18 protein-coding genes are annotated in these 20306 nt (G+C 64.5%); 12 read left to right on the forward strand and 6 right to left on the reverse strand.

The annotated features are described in order from the left end of the window. The first annotated feature begins 60 nt into the window (after positions 1–60). Positions 61–1008, forward strand: a complete 948-nt coding sequence (locus ACK41X_RS05155) for a tripartite tricarboxylate transporter substrate binding protein (RefSeq protein WP_409719947.1) — start codon at positions 61–63, stop codon at positions 1006–1008. A gap of 52 nt (positions 1009–1060) precedes the next feature. Here ACK41X_RS05155 and ACK41X_RS05160 read toward each other — a convergent pair whose 3' ends face one another. From ACK41X_RS05160 to ACK41X_RS05180, 5 genes are all read right to left on the reverse strand, one after another. Then, positions 1061–1609 carry a carboxymuconolactone decarboxylase family protein gene (locus ACK41X_RS05160; RefSeq protein WP_409719949.1) on the reverse strand — a complete coding sequence of 183 codons (549 nt, stop codon included), beginning with the start codon at positions 1607–1609 and terminating at the stop codon, positions 1061–1063. A gap of 5 nt (positions 1610–1614) precedes the next feature. Beyond that, entirely contained in the window at positions 1615–3339 is a 1725-nt protein-coding gene (locus tag ACK41X_RS05165) for a thiamine pyrophosphate-binding protein (protein ID WP_409719951.1), read from the reverse strand. Between the two features lie 110 nt (positions 3340–3449). Beyond that, positions 3450–4991: an ABC transporter permease/substrate-binding protein gene (locus ACK41X_RS05170; RefSeq protein WP_409719953.1), complete on the reverse strand. Its 1542-nt coding sequence runs from the start codon at positions 4989–4991 to the stop codon at positions 3450–3452. Further along, positions 4991–5779: an ATP-binding cassette domain-containing protein gene (locus ACK41X_RS05175; RefSeq protein ID WP_409719955.1), complete on the reverse strand. Its 789-nt coding sequence runs from the start codon at positions 5777–5779 to the stop codon at positions 4991–4993. The genes ACK41X_RS05170 and ACK41X_RS05175 overlap by 1 nt, the downstream gene beginning before the upstream one ends. 1 nt (position 5780) lies before the next feature. After that, positions 5781–6026 (reverse strand): hypothetical protein, encoded by a 246-nt coding sequence (locus ACK41X_RS05180; protein ID WP_409719957.1) that lies wholly within the window; start codon positions 6024–6026, stop codon positions 5781–5783. 63 nt (positions 6027–6089) lie between these two features. Here ACK41X_RS05180 and ACK41X_RS05185 point away from each other — a divergent pair, with 63 nt between their 5' ends. The 11 genes from ACK41X_RS05185 to ACK41X_RS05235 all read left to right on the forward strand — a co-directional run bounded on the left by ACK41X_RS05185 (position 6090) and on the right by ACK41X_RS05235 (position 18111). Beyond that, complete coding sequence (locus tag ACK41X_RS05185; protein WP_409719994.1) at positions 6090–6584, forward strand: DUF2165 family protein; 495 nt, start codon at positions 6090–6092, stop codon at positions 6582–6584. A gap of 81 nt (positions 6585–6665) precedes the next feature. Next, entirely contained in the window at positions 6666–7517 is an 852-nt protein-coding gene (locus ACK41X_RS05190; protein WP_409719959.1) for an ABC transporter ATP-binding protein, read from the forward strand. After that, on the forward strand, positions 7514–8305 hold the full coding sequence (locus tag ACK41X_RS05195) for an ABC transporter permease (protein WP_409719961.1): 792 nt from the start codon (positions 7514–7516) through the stop codon (positions 8303–8305). The genes ACK41X_RS05190 and ACK41X_RS05195 overlap by 4 nt, the downstream gene beginning before the upstream one ends. Before the next feature lie 103 nt (positions 8306–8408). Then, positions 8409–9425 carry an ABC transporter substrate-binding protein gene (locus ACK41X_RS05200; protein WP_409719963.1) on the forward strand — a complete coding sequence of 339 codons (1017 nt, stop codon included), beginning with the start codon at positions 8409–8411 and terminating at the stop codon, positions 9423–9425. Positions 9426–9495: 70 nt separating this feature from the next. Next, on the forward strand, positions 9496–10347 hold the full coding sequence (gene pdxY, locus ACK41X_RS05205; RefSeq protein WP_409719965.1) for a pyridoxal kinase PdxY: 852 nt from the start codon (positions 9496–9498) through the stop codon (positions 10345–10347). Between the two features lie 97 nt (positions 10348–10444). Beyond that, positions 10445–11338 carry a PhzF family phenazine biosynthesis protein gene (locus ACK41X_RS05210; protein WP_409719967.1) on the forward strand — a complete coding sequence of 298 codons (894 nt, stop codon included), beginning with the start codon at positions 10445–10447 and terminating at the stop codon, positions 11336–11338. Continuing rightward, on the forward strand, positions 11338–12030 hold the full coding sequence (locus tag ACK41X_RS05215) for an NUDIX hydrolase (protein ID WP_409719969.1): 693 nt from the start codon (positions 11338–11340) through the stop codon (positions 12028–12030). The genes ACK41X_RS05210 and ACK41X_RS05215 overlap by 1 nt, the downstream gene beginning before the upstream one ends. Before the next feature lie 205 nt (positions 12031–12235). Beyond that, a complete protein-coding gene (locus ACK41X_RS05220; protein WP_409719971.1) occupies positions 12236–13147 on the forward strand; it encodes a polyphosphate kinase 2 family protein in 912 nt (303 codons plus the stop codon). A 376-nt stretch (positions 13148–13523) separates the two neighbouring features. Beyond that, a complete protein-coding gene (locus ACK41X_RS05225) occupies positions 13524–15125 on the forward strand; it encodes a 2-isopropylmalate synthase (RefSeq protein ID WP_409719973.1) in 1602 nt (533 codons plus the stop codon). Between the two features lie 120 nt (positions 15126–15245). Next, a complete protein-coding gene (locus ACK41X_RS05230; RefSeq protein ID WP_409719975.1) occupies positions 15246–17531 on the forward strand; it encodes a spermidine synthase in 2286 nt (761 codons plus the stop codon). Positions 17532–17694: 163 nt separating this feature from the next. After that, complete coding sequence (locus ACK41X_RS05235) at positions 17695–18111, forward strand: Spy/CpxP family protein refolding chaperone (protein ID WP_409719977.1); 417 nt, start codon at positions 17695–17697, stop codon at positions 18109–18111. 82 nt (positions 18112–18193) lie between these two features. On the opposite strand, the gene ACK41X_RS05240 is transcribed toward ACK41X_RS05235, so the two are convergent. Further along, positions 18194–20209, reverse strand: a complete 2016-nt coding sequence (locus tag ACK41X_RS05240) for a TRAP transporter permease (protein WP_409719979.1) — start codon at positions 20207–20209, stop codon at positions 18194–18196. Positions 20210–20306 lie beyond the last annotated feature (97 nt).

The following is a 20306-nucleotide window of genomic DNA, read 5'->3' on the forward strand; positions in this document are numbered from 1 at the left end:
TTTCGCTTGCCTTTATGCCTGCGATTCAGTCGACTTCGGCCGTCCGGGGAGGCCAAGCCCATGTTCGGCAAGATTGCGACTTGCATCGCTGCGCTGATTGTTTCGGCACTGATACCGGTCGCGGCAGCCGCACAGGGCGCGCGCAATATCGAGCTCATTGTTCCGTTTCCCGCAGGCGGCGTCACCGATATCGTCGGGCGCCTGCTGGCGGAGGGAATGTCGAAGGACCTCGGCCAGTCCTTCGTCGTCGTCAACCGCGACGGCGCGGGCGGCACCATCGGCGCGACCGCAACGGCGCTGGCGGCGCCGGATGGCGCGACGCTCGGCTTTTCCGCGATGGGCGTGATCACCGGCCGGCCGCATCTGCGCAGCGATCTGCGCTACGGCGTGCAGTCCTTCGACTATATCTGCCAGGTGTCGATCACGCCGACGGTCATCGTGGTTGCGCCCGACAGCCCCTACCGCTCGCTCAAGGACATCTTCGACCAGGCTCGCCAGACCCCCGACAAACTCACCTACGGCCACCCCGGTCCCGGCAGCATTCCGCATCTGCAGATGCTCGATCTGTCCTCGCGCGCTGGCGTCACGCTGACTTCGGTGCCATTCCGGGGCGATGCGCCGGCGCGCACGGCGCTGATGGGAAAGCATATCGACGTCCATATGTCGGGCGATGCTGGCGGCGTCGGCAACATGCGCGCGCTCGCCATCGTGGCGCGCGATCGCATTCCGCTGCTGCCGGACGTGCCGACCACCTACGAACTCGGCTTCGGCGAGGGTTTCGCGACGCCGTTCGGCCTGTTCGCGCCCAAGGGCGTGCCGGCTGACATTCTGACCCGCTATCGCAAGGCCTGCGCGGATACGGTGAAGTCTGAAGGCTTCCGCGCAGCCATGACCAAATCCGGGCAGACCATCGCATATCTCGACGGCCCTGACTTTGCCGCACAGATGCAAAAGGTCTCCAAGGTGATCGGCGATCTGGTCGAGAAGTTTCCCGCGCTGAAGAATTAAAGCCGATCTTCCTGTCCGACGGCCGTTGCGGCAGGGCAGGCGCCGGCGTCTTTCAGAAGGCGGGCGTGCTGCCGGCCGGCGGCTTGACCGCGAACCCTTCGTTGATCGCCGAGAACATCTGATAGAAGCCGGTCACCACGACCAGTTCGACAAAGCCCTTGGTCCCGAATTTTGCAATCGCCGCGGCTTGCGCATCCTCCGGCACGTCCTGCCATCTCAGCGCGGCGCGCACCACCGGAGCCGCAGTCTGATACGGCTCAGGCAGCGGCGTATCGCTTTCCGTACGGATGCCTTCGATCACGTCGTTCGGCATTCCGGCTGCGCGCGCATGCTCAACATGATCGATCCATTCGAAGGCCGCGCCGCAGGCGCGCGCCACCGACAGGACGACGAATTGATAGACCTCGCGCGGCAGCGCTCCTTCGAATTTCAGTAAATAGCCCAGCGCCTCGATTTTCTCGGCGAGCACCGGATGATTCATCAGTGCGAGATATGGGCCGGTAAAGGGCGCGCCGACGGCTGCGCGGTGGGCCTTCAACCGTTCGTAAATCGCGCGATCGGCCGGGGACGCTTTGTCCGGATCGAAGGGGAGCGAGGCCATGCCCGTTACTCGTGATAGGACCAGCGGCGCGCCTCTTCCGCGAAATCGTAGACCGGCGTCGGCGCATTGCGCTCGGTCTTGAAGTCGATGAGGCAGGGACCATCGGTTGCGACCGCGCGCGCCAGCGCCGGCGCGATCTGGTCCGGATCGCGGACCGTTTCCGCCGCGACGCCAAGCGCGCGGGCGAATCCTGCCCAGTCGTGATCCGGAATCCGGGTCAGTTCGTCGGGAACCGGACCGAGTGTATGCGCGCGCAGCCAGACATTGCCGAGCGCGGCATTGTTGAGCACGACATAGGTGACGGGCAACCGGTAGCGCGCTGCGACCGCGATCTCGATGCCGTGCATCTGCATGCAGCCGTCGCCGGTGATCAGCGCGACGCGCGTGCCGGGCCGCGCGCAGGCTACACCGATCGCGGCTGGAATGCCCCAGCCCATCGGGCCGAGATTGGTCGCGGAAATGTAGGTGCAGGGCGTATAGGCGTCGAAGTAATGTCCCGCAAAGGCGCGATGCGCACCGGAATCGACGAGCAGGATACCGTCGCGCGGCAACGCCTTGCGCAAGGCGCCGACCACGCGCGCGGGATGGATCGGCACAGCGTCGCTGTCGAGGTGATCGGTGTCGTAGAAGCGGGGGCCGGAGCGGACCGCGGCGATCCATTCCTTGCGGACGGTCACGCCTTTCTCCAGCGCCGTCGCGTTGCTTGCGCCGGCCAGAATGTCGAGGAAGGCGCCGGCATCGCCGATCACGCCGAGGCCGCGCGCAGTCTCCATCGCGAGTGCCTTCGCCGACAGGTTGACGCTGACAATGCCCCGCGCCGGAGCGAGACGGCTCGACCAGTGCATGGTGTCGCGCTCATTCAGTCCGGAGCCGAGCACGATCAGGAGGTCGATCCCGGATGAGAGCAGAGCTTGGGTGGCGTGGCGGGTGCCAGCATAGCCGAACACGCCGAGCGACAGCGGATGATCTTCAGGAAATACGCCCTTGGCGCGCAATGTGGTCGCAACCGGAATTGAGAAGCGCTCCGCAAGCGCGATCAGCTTGTCGCCCGCCGCCGCATGTTCGACGCCGGCACCGGCGAGGATCGCGATCCTCACCGCCGGACCATCCGTGCCGCCACCGCGCAAGGCGGCGAGTGCCCGGCCCGCCATTTCTGCGTCGATGCCGTGCGGATGGCATAAAGCCGGATCGATGGGCTCATGCGCAACGGAGACAGTCCCGGTCAGCACATCGTGCGGCAGCGAGAGATGCACAGGCCCCGACGGCGGCCCCATCATTTCCATGAGCGCGCGCCGGAACAGGTGATTGAGATTTTGCACCGCGTCGGCCGAGGTCGAAAAGCGGGTGACCGGCGCTGCGAGCAGCGGATCGTCGAGCGTCTCGTAGCTCGCATCCTGAAATGCGCCGAGGCCCTCCATCGCCACCGCGACCTCGCCGCTCAGGATCAGCACGCGCGAGGAATCTGTGCGCGCGGCGGCCATCGCGGTGATCATGTTGCCGAGGCCCGGACCGCCGATGCCAAGCGCCGCACCGAAGCGGCCGCTGGCACGCGCATAGCCGTCGGCCATGTAGGCCGCGCCACCTTCCTGCGCCGCCACGATCGGCTTGATCTGCGGAAAGCGGCCGAGCGCCGGCAGGAAGGGGTCAACCAGGCCGCCCGGAACCATGAACAGGTGGCTGATCTTCTCGCGCACCAGCGCGTCGAGAATGAAATCGGTGCCGGGCGCCATATGCTTTTGCCTGTGAATCCGAAACTGACGAATCGCCACTGGACTGCGGCCGCCTTGCCATTTCGTTGCCGATGGCGAGGGTCTGCGCGGATGATTAATGATTTGTGATGCTATTTCCGCAACCGGTTCGCCAGCCACCGCGCGACCTGTTCCGGCGCCTCGCCGCTGCTGGCGCGCAGGTTCGCCTCGCGCATGGTCTCGACGTCGATGGCATTTGCCAGCGGCTTCAGCGCCGCCAGCAGGACCGCGTCGTCCGCGCGCTTCGGCGACACCAGCAGCATCGCATCATAGGGCGGGATCACGCCTTGCGGGTCGTCGAGCACCACGAGATCATACTGGGCGATGCGCCCGTCGCTGGTATAGGCCGAAATCACGTCCACCTCGTTGCCTGCGGCGGGATACATGAACTCGGCCTGCATCGCCCGGCGCGCCTTGAAATCCAGCCCGTAAGTCTCGCGGATCGCCGCCCATTCAGGCCGGCCGAAAAACTCGTAATCGCCGGCGATGGTCATCTGCGGCGCGTGCCGTGCGAGATCGGCAAGGCTCGTGATGCCGAGGCGCTCGGCTTCGCCGCGCTTCATCGCCAGCGCATAGGCATTCTCGAAGCCGAGTGCGCCGGCGAACGCGATGCCGCGCTCCTGTTTCAGCCAGCGCGCGACCTCGGCGAGCGTTTCCTTGCGCGGCATGATGTCGTCGCGCTTCATGACGTTCGCCCAGATCGTGCCGGTATAATCGACGTAAACATCGATCTCGCCGGCGGCGAGCGCGTCGAAGATGATGCTGGAGCCCAGCCCCTCGCGCGGCGAGGCCGAAAGCCCATTCGCCTGCAGGCGCTGGCCGATCAGGGCAGCGAGGATGTATTGCTCGGAAAAGGTCTTGGCGCCGATGACATAGCCGGATTTGCGCGCTTCGAGCGAGGGCGCAAGCGCGAGCGCAACGACCAGCGCGATACCGGCAACGCCGGCAATAACGGGTGCGCGTTGCCTCGTGGCCGCACCGCGCTCGATCAGCGACAACAGGAGATCGACCGCGAGCGCGAGCATCGCCGCCGCCGCGCAGCCGAACAGTACGAAGACCCAGTTCTGCGTCTGCAGGCCGCTGAAAATGTAATTGCCGAGGCTGGTCTGGCCGATCGGCGTCGCCAAGGTGGCGGTGCCGATCACCCAGACCGCTGCGGTGCGGATGCCCGCCATGATCACCGGCATGGCGAGCGGCAATTCGACCATGAACAGCGACTGCCGGTCCGTCATTCCGACGCCCTGTGCGGCGCGCAGCAGCGCCGGATCGACGCCGTCGATGCCGGTGATGGTGTTGCGGATCACCGGCAGCATCGAATAGAGCGCGAGCGCGAGCACCGAGGGCAGGAAGCCGAGCGCGGAAAAGTCGAAGCCGAGATATTCGGCGGTCAGCGAGGCGATGCCGAGCAGCAGCGGATAGAACAGCGCCAGCAGCGCAAGGCCCGGAATCGTCTGCACAATACTCGCGGCCGCAAGCAGGACGGTGCGCAGATGCGGCCGGCGTACTGCATAGAGCGAGAGCGGAAGACTGACCGCGAGCCCGAGCGCGAGTGCGGTCAGGCTGACGATGACATGCTGGCCGAGGTAATCCGGCAGCCGCGACCAGGCATCGGCGAAGGCGGGATCGGCGAACATCACGCGCTGCCCTTGCGCATCAGCGCGGTGAGCCGTTCGGCCTGCCGGCGCGGCATGTCCATCAGCGCGCGCACATCCGGGTTCGCCTGATCGCGCATCAGATCGTGCGGCGTGCCATAGGCCGCGATCTTGCCCTCATGGATCACGGCGATGCGGTCGGCCAGCAGCACCGCCTCGATCACGTCATGGGTGATCATGACGGTGGTGAGGCCGAGCGCATCGTGCAGCTTGCGATAGTCGCGGGAGAGCGCATCGCGGGTACGCAGATCGAGCGCGCCGAAGGGCTCGTCCATCAGAATCACATGCGGCTGCACGGCAAGCGCGCGGGCGACACCGGCGCGCTGGCGCTGGCCGCCCGACAATTCCGCCGGGAAGCGGTCGCGGAAATCGGCGGGCGGCAATTGCACGAGATCGAGAAGCTCGTCGGCGCGGCCCTTGCGGCGCGTCATGTCCCAGCCGATGAGGCGCGGGGTGATCGCGATATTCTCCGCGAGCGTCATATGCGGGAACAGGCCGACATCCTGGAACACATAACCGATGCGCCGGCGCAGTCCGATCGGGTCGACGCGTTGAACGTCCTCGCCTTCGAACCGCACCACGCCCGCGCTCGGATCGATCAGGCGGTTGATCAGGCCGAGCAGTGTCGACTTGCCGGATCCGGATTGCCCGACGATGGCGACAAACGCGCCGGGCGCGATTTCGATGGACACATCGTCAAGCGCGGGCGGGCTTTCGGCCCCGTAGCGCTTGGAGACGTTTTCGAAGGCGATCAGCGGCGCGCCGGCCATCTCAATTCCGCGCCGGGTGGTCGACGTCCAGCACCAGGATTGCAGGACCGCTGCCGATCAGGTAGCGCCTTCGCAGCACCACGAAATCGTCGGCCGGCTCGCCGCCGAACGAGAGCCGGTCGCCGACCTGGACCCGGTCGTCCAGGCTCTGGCTCGCCGCGGCATTGACACCGAGCCCGGCTGCCTCTGCGCGGGCCCTGGCGCTTGCGGTCAGTTCGATGCGGATGAAGAGGCGCCGTTCCGTCATTGAGGCGAATCTCCCCGGCGCGCATAAAGGCAGGGCTGGCGGCGGGAGAGGGGGCTCATCATGCTGATCGTCCGGCTTGCAAAGATTGCGATGACGGCAGCGCTCGCCGCCTTCGCGTTCATCGTGACCTACGACAATATTGTCGATTACGGAACCAATTATGAGTTCGTGAAACACGTTCTCTCGATGGATACCACATTTCCCGGCAACAGGCTGATGCATCGGGCCATCACCGATCCGGCGCTGTGGAGGCTCGCCTATGCGGCGATCATCGCGGCCGAAGGGATCGTGTTCCTGCTGCTCGCGGTGGCCGCCATCGCCATGCTGCTTTCGCTGCGCGCGCCTTCGGCCGGATTTCAGCGGGCCAAGGCCTGGATGGTGGCCGGCGCCACGATGGGTTTCATGGTGTGGTTCTTCGGCTTTATGGTGGTGGGCGGGGAATACTTTGCGATGTGGCAGTCCAAGACCTGGAACGGGCAGGAGGCCGCCTTCCGCTTCTATATGACGCTGCTTGCGGTGCTGATCTTCGTCATGCAGAAAGACGAGGAACTTGCGTGAGCCGCGCGTGCATCATGCTTGCGCACATCCGCTTGCCGGGTAATGTCTGACGCAAACGCGCGGACGGGGGAGCGGAAACTCGTGACGGGGAAGGCGGCGGCCGGGGCTTTGCCGGCGGAGGCGAAGCCTGTCGCCCCCGCAATTGCGCTGCGCGACGTCACCATCACCTTCCGGCTCGGCAAAGGCGTCACCTATACCGCCGTCAGCGCGGCGAGCCTTGCGGTCTCGGACGGCGAATTCGTCGCCATTGTCGGCCCGACCGGCTGCGGCAAATCAACGCTTCTGAATGTGGCGGCGGGGCTGCTTTCGCCCTCCTCCGGCGAGGCCGACATTTTCGGCAGCGTCCTCACCGATCTGAACCGGCAGGCGGGCTACCTGTTTCAGGCCGATTCGCTGTTTCCCTGGAAGACCGCGCTGCAGAATGTTGCGATCGGGCTCGAGACCGCCGGCGTGCCGTCGGATGAGGCGCGCGAGCGCGCCACAGGCTGGCTGAAGCGGGTCGGGCTTGCCGGATTTGCCGGCCGCTATCCGCATATGCTGTCCGGCGGCCAGCGCAAGCGCGTCGGCCTCGCCCAGGTGCTGATCCGCGATCCGAAAATCCTGCTGATGGACGAGCCGTTCGGCCCGCTCGATGCGCAGACGCGGCAGATCATGGGCAACCTCCTGCTCGATCTGTGGAGCGCGGACCGCAAGGCGGTGCTGTTCGTCACCCACGATCTGGAGGAGGCGATCGCCTTGTCCGACCGCGTCGTCATCATGTCGGCCGGGCCGGCCGCCCGCATCATCGGGGAATGGCCGGTGCCGCTCGCCCGCCCGCGCGACATTTCCGAAGTGAAACTCGAAAAGCGCTTCCATGACCTGCACCGCGAAATCTGGAACGTGCTGAAGGACGAGGTGCTCAAGGGCTACGCGCAGACGGAGGGCGAGTCATGAACCGCGTCGCGCTGCTCGGCTGCCAGATCCTCGTCCTCGTGGTCACGCTGCTGGCCTGGCATCTCCTCACCACCGTGCCGATGTCGGACGGCAAACCGCTGGTCCCGCCGTTCTTCTTTTCCACGCCGGGCGACGTGTTCGCGCGCATCTGGCAATGGTTCCACACCGGAACGATCTGGCGGCATCTGTGGATCACGCTGACCGAGGCGGCGCTCGCCTTCGTCATCGGCTCGGTGGCCGGCATTCTGGTCGGCTTCTGGTTCGCGCGCCAGCCGCTGATCGCGGCGATCTTCGACCCCTATGTGAAGATGATCAATGCGCTGCCGCGCATCGTGCTGGCGCCGATCTTCACGCTGTGGTTCGGGCTCGGCATCTGGTCGAAGGTGGCGCTCGGCGTCACGCTGGTTTTCTTCATTGTGTTCTTCAACGTCTATCAGGGCGTGCGCGAGGTGAGCCCGACCGTGCTCGCCAATGCCAGGATGCTCGGCATGAACGAGCGGCAATTGATGCGCCATGTCTATTGGCCCTCGGCCTTGTCCTGGATGTTCTCCTCGCTGCATACCTCGGTCGGCTTTGCCGTGGTCGGCGCGGTGGTCGGCGAATATCTCGGTTCCGCGGCAGGCCTCGGCTATCTGATCCTGCAGGCGGAGGGAACCTTCGACATTGCAGGCGTGTTCGCCGGAATGTTCGTGCTCGCCGCCTTCGTCATCGTGATCGACGGCATTGTGACGCTGGTTGAAAAGCGCCTGCTGGTCTGGCGTCCGGCCGCGGCGGATACGCGGACCTAACCCTGGTGCACGCCCGGACTTTGCAGGCTGGGCGCAGTGTTTTATCGTTGAACCATCAAATGCGGCCGGGCCAAAGGCCGCCAATCCGTACGGGAGGACTTTCATGACGGCTCGGCTTTTCGGGCGGCTCGCCGCGTCGATGTTTGCGCTGGCGCTGATGTCGGGTGCGGCTTTCGCGCAGTCCAAGGTCACGATCGCCATCGGCGGCGCGAGCTGCCTGTGCTACCTGCCGACCGTGCTGGCCAAGCAGCTTGGCGAATACGAAAAGGCTGGCGTCAATGTCGAGATGGTCGACTTTAAGGGTGGCTCGCAGGCGCTGACCGCGGTGCTCGGCGGCTCGGCCGACGTGGTGTCGGGCTATTTCGACCATTGCGTCAATCTCGCCGCCAAGGGCCAGCATCTGCAATCCTTCGTGGTCTATGACCGCTATCCCGGCCTCGTGTTGGTGGTGTCGCCGAAGCAGACTGCGAGTATCACCTCGATCAAGGATCTTGCCGGCAAGAAGGTGGGTGTGTCCGCTCCGGGTTCATCGACGCATTACTTCCTGAATTACCTCATGAAGAAGAACGGTGTCGACGCCGGCTCGGTCGGTGTGATCGGCATCGGGCTTGGCGCGACCGCCGTTGCGGCGATGGAGCAGGGCTCGGTCGACGCCGCGGTGATGCTCGATCCGGCGGTGACGCAGCTGCAGGGCCGCAACAAGGATTTGCGCATTCTGTCCGATACGCGCTCGGAAAAGGATACGCTCGAGGTGTTCGGCGGCGAATATCCGGGCGGGGCGCTTTACACCAAGGCGGACTGGATCGAGAAAAACCCGAAGGCGGCGCAGGCGCTGACCACGGCGATCGTCAACACGCTGAACTGGATTCACAAGCATTCGCCGGAAGAGATCATGGCGAAAATGCCGCCCGAACTGATCGGCGCCGACAAGACGCTGTATCTGGAGGCGCTGAAGGCCACGCTGCCGATGTACTCGCGCACCGGCCTGATGGACCCAAAGGGTGCGAAAGCTGTGCTCGACGTGTTCAGCCAGTCGTCGGAAGCGGTGGCGAAAGCCAAGATCGACCTGTCGAAGACCTACACCAACAAATTCGTCGAACAGGCGCTGAAGGCGAAGTAGTCTCCCGCAAACGTTCTTCCTCTCCCCGCATTGCGGGGAGGGGTGAGCTGCGGATAATGTGCGGCTCACCATGAATCTCCTCTCCATCCAGTCCCACGTCGCTTATGGCCATGTCGGGAATTCCGCGGCGGTGTTCCCGCTGCAGCGGATCGGCGTCGAGGTGTGGCCGGTCCACACCGTGCAATTCTCCAACCATCTCGGTTATGAGAGCTGGAAGGGCGAGGTGTTCGGCGCTGCGCTGATCCGCGATGTGGTGACCGGCATCGCGGAGCGCGGAGCGCTCGCCGCGTGCGACGGCGTGATCTCCGGTTACATGGGCTCCGCCGACATCGGGGAGGCGATCCTGGACGCCGTTGCCCGGGTCAAGCGCGCCAATCGGGCCGCGAAATATTGCTGCGATCCGGTGATTGGCGACGCCGAAAGCGGCATCTATGTGCGCGAAGGCATTCCCGATTTCATGCGCCTCCATGCGCTTGCAGCGGCCGACGTCGTCTGTCCGAACCAGTTTGAACTGGGTGTGCTGACAGGTCTCGATTCCGGCACCATGGAAGGGATGCGGACCGCGGTCGACTGGCTGCATTCAACGGGGATCGGCACCGTGCTGGTGACGTCGGTGCTGACTGACGAGACCCCGGACGATGCCATCGACATGTTTGCCTCCGGGCCGGACGGCGCGTTTCGCCTGCGCACGCCGCGCCTGCCGATCATGGTGAATGGTGCGGGCGATACCATTGCGGCGCTGTTCTTTGCGCATCTTTTGCGCAGCGGGTCTGCCGGCGAAGCGTTGTCGCGCGCGGGTTCGTCGCTGTTCGGGGTGTTGAAACGCACGCAGGTGCGCGGTGCCCGGGAGATGCTGCTGGTCGAGGCGCAGGAGGAACTGGTCGCACCGTCGGAGATTTTCGAAGCGGAGATGTTGGGCTAAAGCACTCTGGCGTTCGGTCCCGCGGAGGCGGGACCCAGAGTCCTTGCGCTGGATTCCCGCCTTCGCGGGAATGAGCGCAGAATGGAGACCTCGGTCGATGCGCCGCCGCTTCGTCACCCTCGACGTGTTCACGCAACAGCGCTTCGCCGGCAATCCGCTGGCGGTGGTGCTGGAATCCGACGGCCTCGACAAGGCCGCGATGCAGGCGATCGCCCGCGAGTTCAATCTCGCCGAGACGGTCTTCGTCACGGCACCCGCCGATCCCGACAACCGCGCCGCGTTGCGCATCTTCACGCCCGCGGCGGAACTGCCGTTCGCCGGACATCCGACCGTCGGCACCGCGGTGCTGCTCGGCTGCATGAGCGGCTACAATCGCGGCGCGCACGATTTTGTGCTGGAGGAGGCCGTCGGCCTTGTCCATTGCAGCGTCGAGGCGCAGGGCAAGGATCGCGGTCGCGCCAGCTTTGTCCTGCCCAGGCTGCCCGAGCCTGTCGGCATCCCGGTTGCGGCGGCAGAGGCGGCTGCGGCACTGTCGCTGAAGGAGGATGAAATCGGCTTCGGCGCGCCGTCGCGCTGGTCCGCCGGGGTGCCTGCGCATTTTGTGCCCGTGCGCGATCTCGACGCCATCGGCCGGGCCGAACCTGCGCAGCACTTCGAGGCGGTGTTCGGCAGGGAAAGCCGCGCGATCGTCTATCTCTATTGCGGCGAGACCGCCGAGCCCGGCCACCATTTTCATGCGCGCATGTTCGCGCCCGGATTGGGCATCCGGGAGGATCCCGCAACCGGGGCGGCCGCTGCCGCCTTCGCCGGTGTGGTCGCGGAGACCGCGCGTCCTGCCGACGGCGAGCATCGCTTTGTCGTCGAGCAGGGCTACGAGATGGGCCGGCCGAGCCAGATCGAACTCGGGATGACGATGGAGGGCGGAATGCTCACCCGCGCCACCATCGGCGGCGGCGCCATTCTCGTCAGCGACGGCCATATCGAGGCATGATGGCTGACATACTTCGCATCGAGCGGCTCGATCTTGCGGTGGCGGATTTCGACTGGGACTTTGCCCGCACCCAGCGCGCAGCGATCGACGCGCATTTCGAAGCCACGCGCCGCATCAAGCCCGGCATGTGGAACGGCCGCGTTCTGCTGACGCATGCGCAGGACATCGACGGCGATTGCCTGCGCGCGCGCTATTTCGAGACCGATTTCGCAAGTTTCATGGCCTGGCGCGACTTCGGCTTTGCGGACGATGGCGTGCGCAACTGCTTCGCGCTCGGGGCATTGCAGGGATCGGACGGCGCCTTCGTCATGGGCGTGATGAGCAACGGCACCATGAATGCGGGGAAAATCTATTTTCCCGGCGGCACGCCGGACCTGAACGATGTCGAAGGCGCGTGGGTCAATCTCGAAGCCAGCGTGCGCCGGGAAGTGCAGGAGGAGACCGGTCTCGATGCCGCTCAATTCGATATCGATTCCGGCTGGCATTGCATCCTTGCGGGTCCGCTGGTCGCGCTGCTGAAGCCGATGCGCGCGCGCGAACCGGCTGCGGCGCTTTGCGAAAGAATTCGCGGGCATATCGCGAGCGAACCCGATCCGGAGCTGGCCGAGGTCCATGTCGCGCGGGGGCCGGGCGACATCCATCCGGCGATGCCCGGCTTCATCCAGACCTTCTTGCGCAGCGCAGCACGCTGATGGGCTTGTCAAATGCGCCGCCCCGCAGTGAAGTGGTGGTGCAGCGGATTTGACGTTCCTACAAGCATTGGCGGCAAGTCGATCGTAGGAACGTCAAATCGAACGCCGCACCAGACTCGAATAGTTGCTGGTGTCCCTTTGGTTCCGACGCTTGTAAGAATACCTGTTGAGAAGGGATACAAGCGTCGGAACCGGGACACCAGCCATGAAGATCGAAGCCCTCGCCCGCAAATACCGCATCGACAATCCGGACAGGTTCCGCCTGTCGGACATCGATCCGGGCGACTGCGCCGGTCTTGCCATCGAGAAGGACGAAGCGCGCGAGATGCTGCGCGAGAGCATCGAGAAGCTCTCGCAGCTGCAGGACATGCTCTATGCCCAGGATCGCTGGGCGGTGCTCGCGATCTTCCAGGCGATGGATGCCGCCGGCAAGGACGGCGCCATCAAGCATGTCATGTCGGGCGTCAATCCGCAGGGCTGCCAGGTCTATTCGTTCAAGGCGCCGACCTCGCACGAGCTCGACCACGATTTCATGTGGCGGACCACGATCGCGATGCCGGAACGCGGCCGTATCGGTATCTTCAACCGCTCTTATTACGAGGAGGTATTGGTGGTGCGCGCGCACCCGGAAATCCTCGCGAAGCAGAAGCTGCCGCCGCAACTCGTCGGCAAGGACATCTGGAAGGAACGCTTTGAGGACATACGCGCCTTCGAAAAGTACCAGGCGCGCAACGGCACGCTGATGCTGAAATTCTTTCTGCATGTCTCGCGGCACGAGCAGGCGAAGCGCTTCCTGGAGCGCATCGACGATCCGGCCAAAAACTGGAAATTCAATATGGGCGACGTCGCCGAACGCGCGCGCTGGGACGATTATATGCGCTACTATGAGGAGACGATCCGCGAGACCAGCCGCCCGCATGCGCCGTGGTTCGTGGTGCCGGCGGATAAGAAATGGTTCACCCGGCTGGTCGTGGCCTCGGCCCTGGTCGAGGGGCTCGAGAACCTCGCGTTGCAATATCCGCAGGTCAGCGATGCCACGCGCAGCGAACTGAAGGAGGCGCGGGCGGCATTGGCGCAGGAACTGCCGGAGAAGAAGAAAAACGGCAAGAAGGGCTGAGAGCGAGGGCTGCGCCCACGCCTTCGGGATTCTGGCCGATGCTGGGCGGGGAGACCGCTTGCGCAAACCGCACCAGCTCCGCTAAAAGGCCCCTGCCAGTGCCACCGGTTAACATCGCGTTAAGCATGGCTGTGGCACCGTAACGTTCTGCTTTTCGAGGGTTTTCAGCATGTCCGCGCAGGACGTCCATCGCGCGACGAAACCGGGGGCCGCCATGGCCCGGCCGGGTGCTGCCCTCATTCTCGGCGGTCTTCTGCTCCTTAGGCGCCCCTGAGGGCCGGCTGGGCATGTTTGCCTGGGCGCTCAGGGGTCGGCAGACGGAAACCCTGAATTGGCGCCCGGCAGCGGCGCAGGACGAGACAAGGACCTTCATTTCATGACCACGGCCAAAACCGCCGATACCCGTGTCGAGACCCGTTCCGATAAGGACCGGGTCGTCATCTTCGACACCACCTTGCGCGACGGCGAGCAATGCCCCGGCGCCACCATGACCCATGACGAAAAGCTCGAAGTCGCGGCCCTGCTCGACGAGATGGGCGTCGACGTCATCGAGGCCGGCTTTCCGATTGCCTCCGAAGGCGATTTTGCCGCCGTGCAAGAGATCGCGCGGCGCACCAAGAACGCGGTGGTCTGCGGCCTGTCGCGGGCTGCGCCGAAAGACATCGACCGCTGTGCCGAAGCCATCAAGCCGGCTGCGCGCAAGCGCATCCATACCTTCCTGTCTACCTCTCCGGTGCACATGAAATACAAGCTCCAGAAGGAGCCGCACGAAGTCTACGAGATGGTGATCGCGCAGGTGACGCGCGCCCGTAACTATACCGACGATGTCGAATGGTCGGCCGAGGACGGCACCCGCACCGACCACGATTTCCTGTGCCGCTGCGTGGAGGCGGCCATCAAGGCCGGCGCCACCACGATCAACATCCCGGACACCGTCGGCTATACCGTGCCGGAAGAATATTTCGCCCTGTTCGCCATGCTGCGCGAGCGTGTGCCGAATGCCGATCAGGCGATCTTCTCGGCGCATTGCCATGACGATCTCGGCATGGCGGTGGCCAATTCGCTGGCCGCAGCGCGCGCCGGCGTCCGCCAGATCGAATGCACGATCAACGGTATCGGCGAGCGCGCCGGCAATGCGGCGCTGGAAGAGATCGTGATGGCGATCAAGACCCGCAACGACGTCTTGCCGTTCTGGACCGGCATCGACGCCACCATGCTGACGCGCGCCTCCAAGCTGGTCTCGGCCGCGACCTCGTTCCCGGTGCAATACAACAAGGCGATCGTCGGGCGGAATGCGTTCGCCCACGAGAGCGGTATCCATCAGGACGGCATGCTGAAGAATACCCAGACCTACGAAATCATGACGCCGGAAAGCGTCGGCGTGAAACAGACCTCGCTGGTCATGGGCAAGCATTCGGGCCGCCACGCCTTCCAGCACAAGCTGGAAGAGCTGGGCTACAAGCTGTCCTCGAACCAGCTCGAAGACGCCTTCGTGCGCTTCAAGGCGCTGGCCGATCGCAAGAAGCACATCTACGATGAGGACATCGAGGCGCTGGTCGACGAGGAGATCGCGCACGAGCACGATCGCATCAAGCTGACCTCGCTGACGGTGATCGCCGGCACCCGGGGTCCGCAATCGGCGACGCTCGAACTCGACATCGACGGCCGCCAGCAGACGGTACAGGCAACAGGCAACGGTCCGGTCGACGCCATTTTCAACGCCATCAAGGCGATCGTGCCGCACGAGGCGGTGCTGGAGCTGTATCAGGTCCATGCCGTCACCGAGGGCACCGATGCGCAGGCCGAGGTGTCGGTCCGCCTGGCCCAGGACGATTATTCGGTGACCTCGCGCGGCGCCGATCCGGACACGTTGGTTGCCTCGGCCAAGGCCTATCTCGGCGCGCTCAACAAACTGATGAGCAAACAGAGCCGCTCCGGAGAGGGCCGCCGCCGCATTCATTCGATGGATGTGGGCTAAGCCGATTGACCCGGGTGCGTTTTGAACGCATCCGGGCAACGCAAGTTTAAGCAAGTCGGTCAGCATAATCTTAAGGCTGAGCTGGCAGTTTGCCGCCTTTAGGACGGCGGCGGGCTTCACATGACAGCAATCGAACGCAGCGACAGCGGGCGGGCCGCGGGGGTGCTCTCCCTGATCGGCCTGACCTTGCCGGTTTTCGCGGCGACCATCTGCCTGTCGGCTCTGCTCCTGTTCTCGGTGCAGCCGATGTTCGCCAAGATGGTGCTGCCGCTGCTTGGCGGCTCGCCCGGCGTCTGGTCGGTGGCCATGGTGTTTTTCCAGGCCATGCTGCTCGCAGGCTATGCCTATGCGCACAGTCTGACGAAATGGTTCGACCCGCGTGTCGCGGCCTGCATCCATCTTTGCGTGTTCGCGCTGGCTCTCTTCGCGCTGCCGCTCGGGCTTGCGTCCGGATTTGGCAAGCCTCCGGCCGAAGGCGAAGCACTGTGGCTGATGGGGCTGTTCGGTCTTTCGATCGGGCTGCCGTTTTTTGCGGTCGCGGCGAATGCGCCGATGCTTCAAGCCTGGTTCGCGCGCACCGGCCATCCGCAGGCCAGTGATCCGTATTTTCTCTATGGCGCCTCCAATCTCGGCTCTTTCGTTGCGCTCCTGGCCTACCCGGTACTGATCGAGCCCTTTCTGACCTTGCGCTCGCAATCCCTCGCCTGGAGCTCCGGCTTCGGTCTTTTGATGGCGATGATCGCAGTCGCCGGCGCCATGATGGCCGCGACCATGCGGCCTGTGTCGGCTGGCGCCGAAGAGGTGCGGGGCGCCGCGCCATCGCTTCGCGACATCGCGGCCTGGATCGCGCTGGCGTTCGTGCCGTCGGCGATGCTGATCGCGGTGACCTCGCATATCTCGACCGACATCGCCTCCGCGCCGTTCCTCTGGGTAATCCCGCTTGCGATCTTCCTCGCGACTTTCATCTTCACGTTCCGCGCGGGCGGGGTGGCGACGCATCGCTTCATGGTGCGGCTGCAGCCCTTCTTGATTGCACCGCTTGCTATCGGCATGTTCGGTGGGCACAGCAAATATTGGTTGCTGGTTCTGGCGCTGGACCTCGCGTTGCTCGCAGTCACGGCGATGATCTGCCACCGCGAGCTTTACCTGAAGCGGCCGGATGCGCGCTATCTGACCGGCTTCTACCTCTGGATATCGGTCGGCGGCGTGCTCGGCGGCATCTTCGCCGGGCTCCTTGCGCCTTATGTCTTCCCCGATGTGTGGGAATACCCGGTCCTGATGGTGCTTGCGTTACTGTGCCGGCCCGGCTCTTTCGACAACGGTGCGCGAGCCTGGCTGCGCGGCGGATTGGTGTTTGCCGCGCTGCTCGCCCTGCTGCTCTTGCCTTATGTGATGGGCCTGCAAATCCCGCCCGGTCTCGCGGTGGCCTGGAAGATCGGATTGATCCTGGCCGCGGGCTATATCCTTCTGAATGCCCGCGACAGCATGAGGGCTGCGCTTGCCACGGCGCTGGTGCTGGTTGCGACCGCGCTGTACCGGCCCGGCTTCGTGCAGGCGGAAACGGCGCGCAGCTTCTTCGGTGTGCACAAGATTGCCGATTCCACCGACGGCCGCTTCCGTCTGCTGTTTCACGGCACCACGCTGCACGGCGTCCAGCGCCTGACGAACGACGACGGCACCCCGGATACCGGACGGCCGGAGCCGCTGACCTATTACTATCAGCGCGGACCGATCGCCGAAACCATCGCTGCGATGCGCGAGCGGAACGGCACGCTCGGTGCCGTCGCGGTGGTCGGACTCGGCAGCGGCAGCATGGCGTGTCACGCCAGAGCCGGCGAGCGCTGGCGCTTCTTCGAAATCGATCCCGTGGTGGTGCGGATCGCGCGCGATCCTGCGAAGTTCCGCTTCCTGTCGGAATGCGGGGGTGGGGAAGACATTGTTCTCGGGGATGCGCGGCTGACACTGGCCGAAGAGCCTGGACGATTCGACCTGATCGTGCTCGACGCGTTCTCATCCGACGCGGTTCCGGTGCATCTCCTGACCAGGGAGGCGCTGGGCCAATATCTGGCCAGGCTCAACGAGGGCGGCGCGATCGCCTTCCATATTTCCAACCGTTATCTGGAGCTCGCAAGCGTGATCGCCGAGGTCGGCGCGGCGCACGGCCTGACCACCATCGTCCGCCGCGATGCGACGGTCCGCCCGGAAGACCATGAGCGCAACATGTACGCCGCCTCGGTGGTCGCTGTGGTGGCGCGCAGGCCGGAGGATATCCGCATCTTGTCCGCTCGGCCGGAGTGGCGGCCTCAGGTTGCGGATGGGTCGGTCACCGCCTGGACCGACGATTACTCGAATATCCTGGCGGCGATCTGGCGCCTGCGCTTCGGCAAGCGGAGCTCGCCGGAGTAGGGCCGGAGCGTGGCGTGTGCCCCACGAATGCCGCATTAAGTGTCGGATTCCGAAAGATATTTTGATCGATATTTAACCATCGAGCGCCGGTTCCTGATTGCCGCCTGCGCCGTCCTGCGCTACCCCGCAATGCAGCAATTCAAGACATTCGGGGACATCAAGAATGTGGAAGGCGTTAGGCGCCGGCCTGCTGGCGCTGGCATTGATTTCCGTAACCGCAACCTCTCGTCCGGCCTTTGCAGAGCCGAGTGCACGGATGGAGGCCGGGATTGCCCGCCTCAAGGCTGCGCTGCGTCTGACGCCGGAACAGGAAAAGCATTGGCCCCGCGTTGAGGCCGCACTCCGCGCAATTGTCAGCGAGGGGGACCGGCAGCAGGTCGCGGACGCATCCGGCCAAACCGGCTTCTTCAGCGGTGTCGGCGCGCGGGCGACCGAATTGGCCGTGAGCGCCGCCGCGCTGCGACGGCTGGCGTCGGCGGCGAGGCCGCTGGTGAATTCGCTCGACGATGAGCAGAAGCGCGAGGCCGTTTCGCTGGCGCGCGCGATGGGGTTCGGCCGGCTGGCCGCACGCCTGATGTAACCCGCGGTTTCCTGCGGGGGAGTGGGGCGAGGGCGGCCTGATCGAAGGCCGCCCTTTTCGTTTGCGCCTCTTCGCGCGGGCCTCAGCCGAAATCGCGCTTGGCCTCGGCCACCAGTGTGTCGAGGTTTCCGGACGTGTCGCCGGGATCGGGCAAATCCGGCATCGCCTCGGGCGGAGCGACGCTGGCATGGCGGATGATGCCGACGATTACCAGAATTGCGCAGAGCGGTGCAGTCCAGAGCGCAACAGTGTCATTGGGGTGGAACAGCACCACGCAGGACACGACGGCAATGACGATCCGGATCAGCCAGTCGAGCGGCTTCACGGTCGTTGTGCGTCCGAACATCGCGAAGGCCGTCCCCGATGTCCCGATCAGCACCAGCACGGAATCCACGAACTGGCTCCAGCCGGTGGTGACGACCATGTTGGAGCGGGTAAAGATCGCGAAGGTCATCAACGTGAGCGGCAGGCAGATCTTCAGCGCCTCCCACATCGTCTTCATGAAGGATGCTTCCGCTATTCGCGCCGAAACGGCGGCGGTCAGCGATGTCGGAGGCGACAACTCGCCCCAGACCGAAATCAGGAACACGAAGAAATGGGCGACCCATGGGTTGACGCCGAGGCTCACCAGCGGCTGCACGATGATGACGGCCCCGATGATATAGGTCGCGGTCGGCGGCAGTCCGGCGCCGACCAGCCAGCCGAAGATATAGGCCATGGCGATCATCGCCAGGATGTTCCAGGCTCCGAGATCGAGCAGCGTCGCGCCCATGCGATTGATGAAGCCCGTCACCGTGAACAGGCCGATCATGATGCCGAGCGTAGCCAACAGGAGCGTCAGATAGGACGTCATGTCGCCATGTGTCTCGATGCTGAGACAGATATTCTCGAACAGCGATTCCTCTGCGACGTTCGGGTCTTTCAGCACATACTTGAAATACAGAAAGGCCAGCATCAGCACCGCGAACATGAAGCCTGCGGTGAACAGGGCGGCGCGCAATTCGCCGATGCCGACATAGCCCATCAGAAAGATCAGGAAGAGCACCGAGATGAAGAAGATTGAGGTCTTCGCCTGATCGTAGGTCACGACAACGGGCGGCGTAATTTCGTCGCGCGGCAGGATGCGCACGCAGATCAGGTAGATCGCGAGCGCAAGACACAGATAATAGACTATGGCGAGCGTGAAGCCGCGCGCCACCACGTCCCAATAAGGCACGCCGAGAAATTCCGACATCAGAAATGCGCCGACGCCCATCAGCGGCGGCATCAGCAGGCCGCCCATCGACGCCGAGGTCTCGACCGCACCGGCAAACGTGCCCGGGACGCCGTAGCGTTTCATCAGCGGAATGGTAATGGAGCCGACCACCACCGCATTGGCCGACCCGGAGCCCGAAATCGTGCCGACCGCGAGCGAGCCCATCACTGCGGTTTGCGGCACCATCTGGCGCGAGCGTCCGGCGAGGCGCCGCATCACGTTGATCATGGCGCTCTGGGCGCCGAATCCGCGCGCCGCCGCTGCAAGCAGCAGGAACGCCGCGATCAGCGTCAGCGCGAGCTGGCCGTAGATGCCGTAGATTCCGGTCGACAATTCGACGGTGCTGGACGTGACGACGCGATAGAATGTCGTACCGGGATGCCAGAAGAAGTCGAAGGGGCTGAGATAGCCATAGATCGTGTAGAGAACGAGCGTCAGGTTGATCCAGAACAAAGCAGGGTGCGCGAGGCGCGACAGCTCCATCACCAGAAGGAACATGGTGAGGCCGGCGATGTAATCCTGTGTTGTGTAAGACCCCTGGCGATATATGGCGATCTCTTCGAATTCCCACCAGAAATGCCAGAACGCATAGAGCGCAATGGCGATGTAGATAACGACAAGAACATCGTTCACGCGTGCCGGCAGCCAGCTGTAGAAATAGCCGCCGCGATACATGATCAGTATCTGCAGGATCACCGCGACCGGGATCAGACGGGAGGCGAGTTCCTGCGGACCGCCATAGCCGGTGTAGAAATACCAAAGCAGCCATACCAGCAGGACGGTCGAGAAAAGCAGGATTGGGCCGTTGAGCCCCTTGAGCCTCGTCGCTATTGCCGATCGCATTGCCCGTCCCCTCTCGTAGGCAAGACGCTTCTTGTTCTTTTAAAAGTTTGTGGTTGCGGTTGCCCGCGCCTGACGGGGCCTGCCCTCACGTTCGCGC

Origin of the sequence: Pseudorhodoplanes sp. (assembly GCF_046289595.1) — a bacterium.
In the GTDB taxonomy this organism is placed as follows: domain Bacteria; phylum Pseudomonadota; class Alphaproteobacteria; order Rhizobiales; family Xanthobacteraceae; genus Pseudorhodoplanes.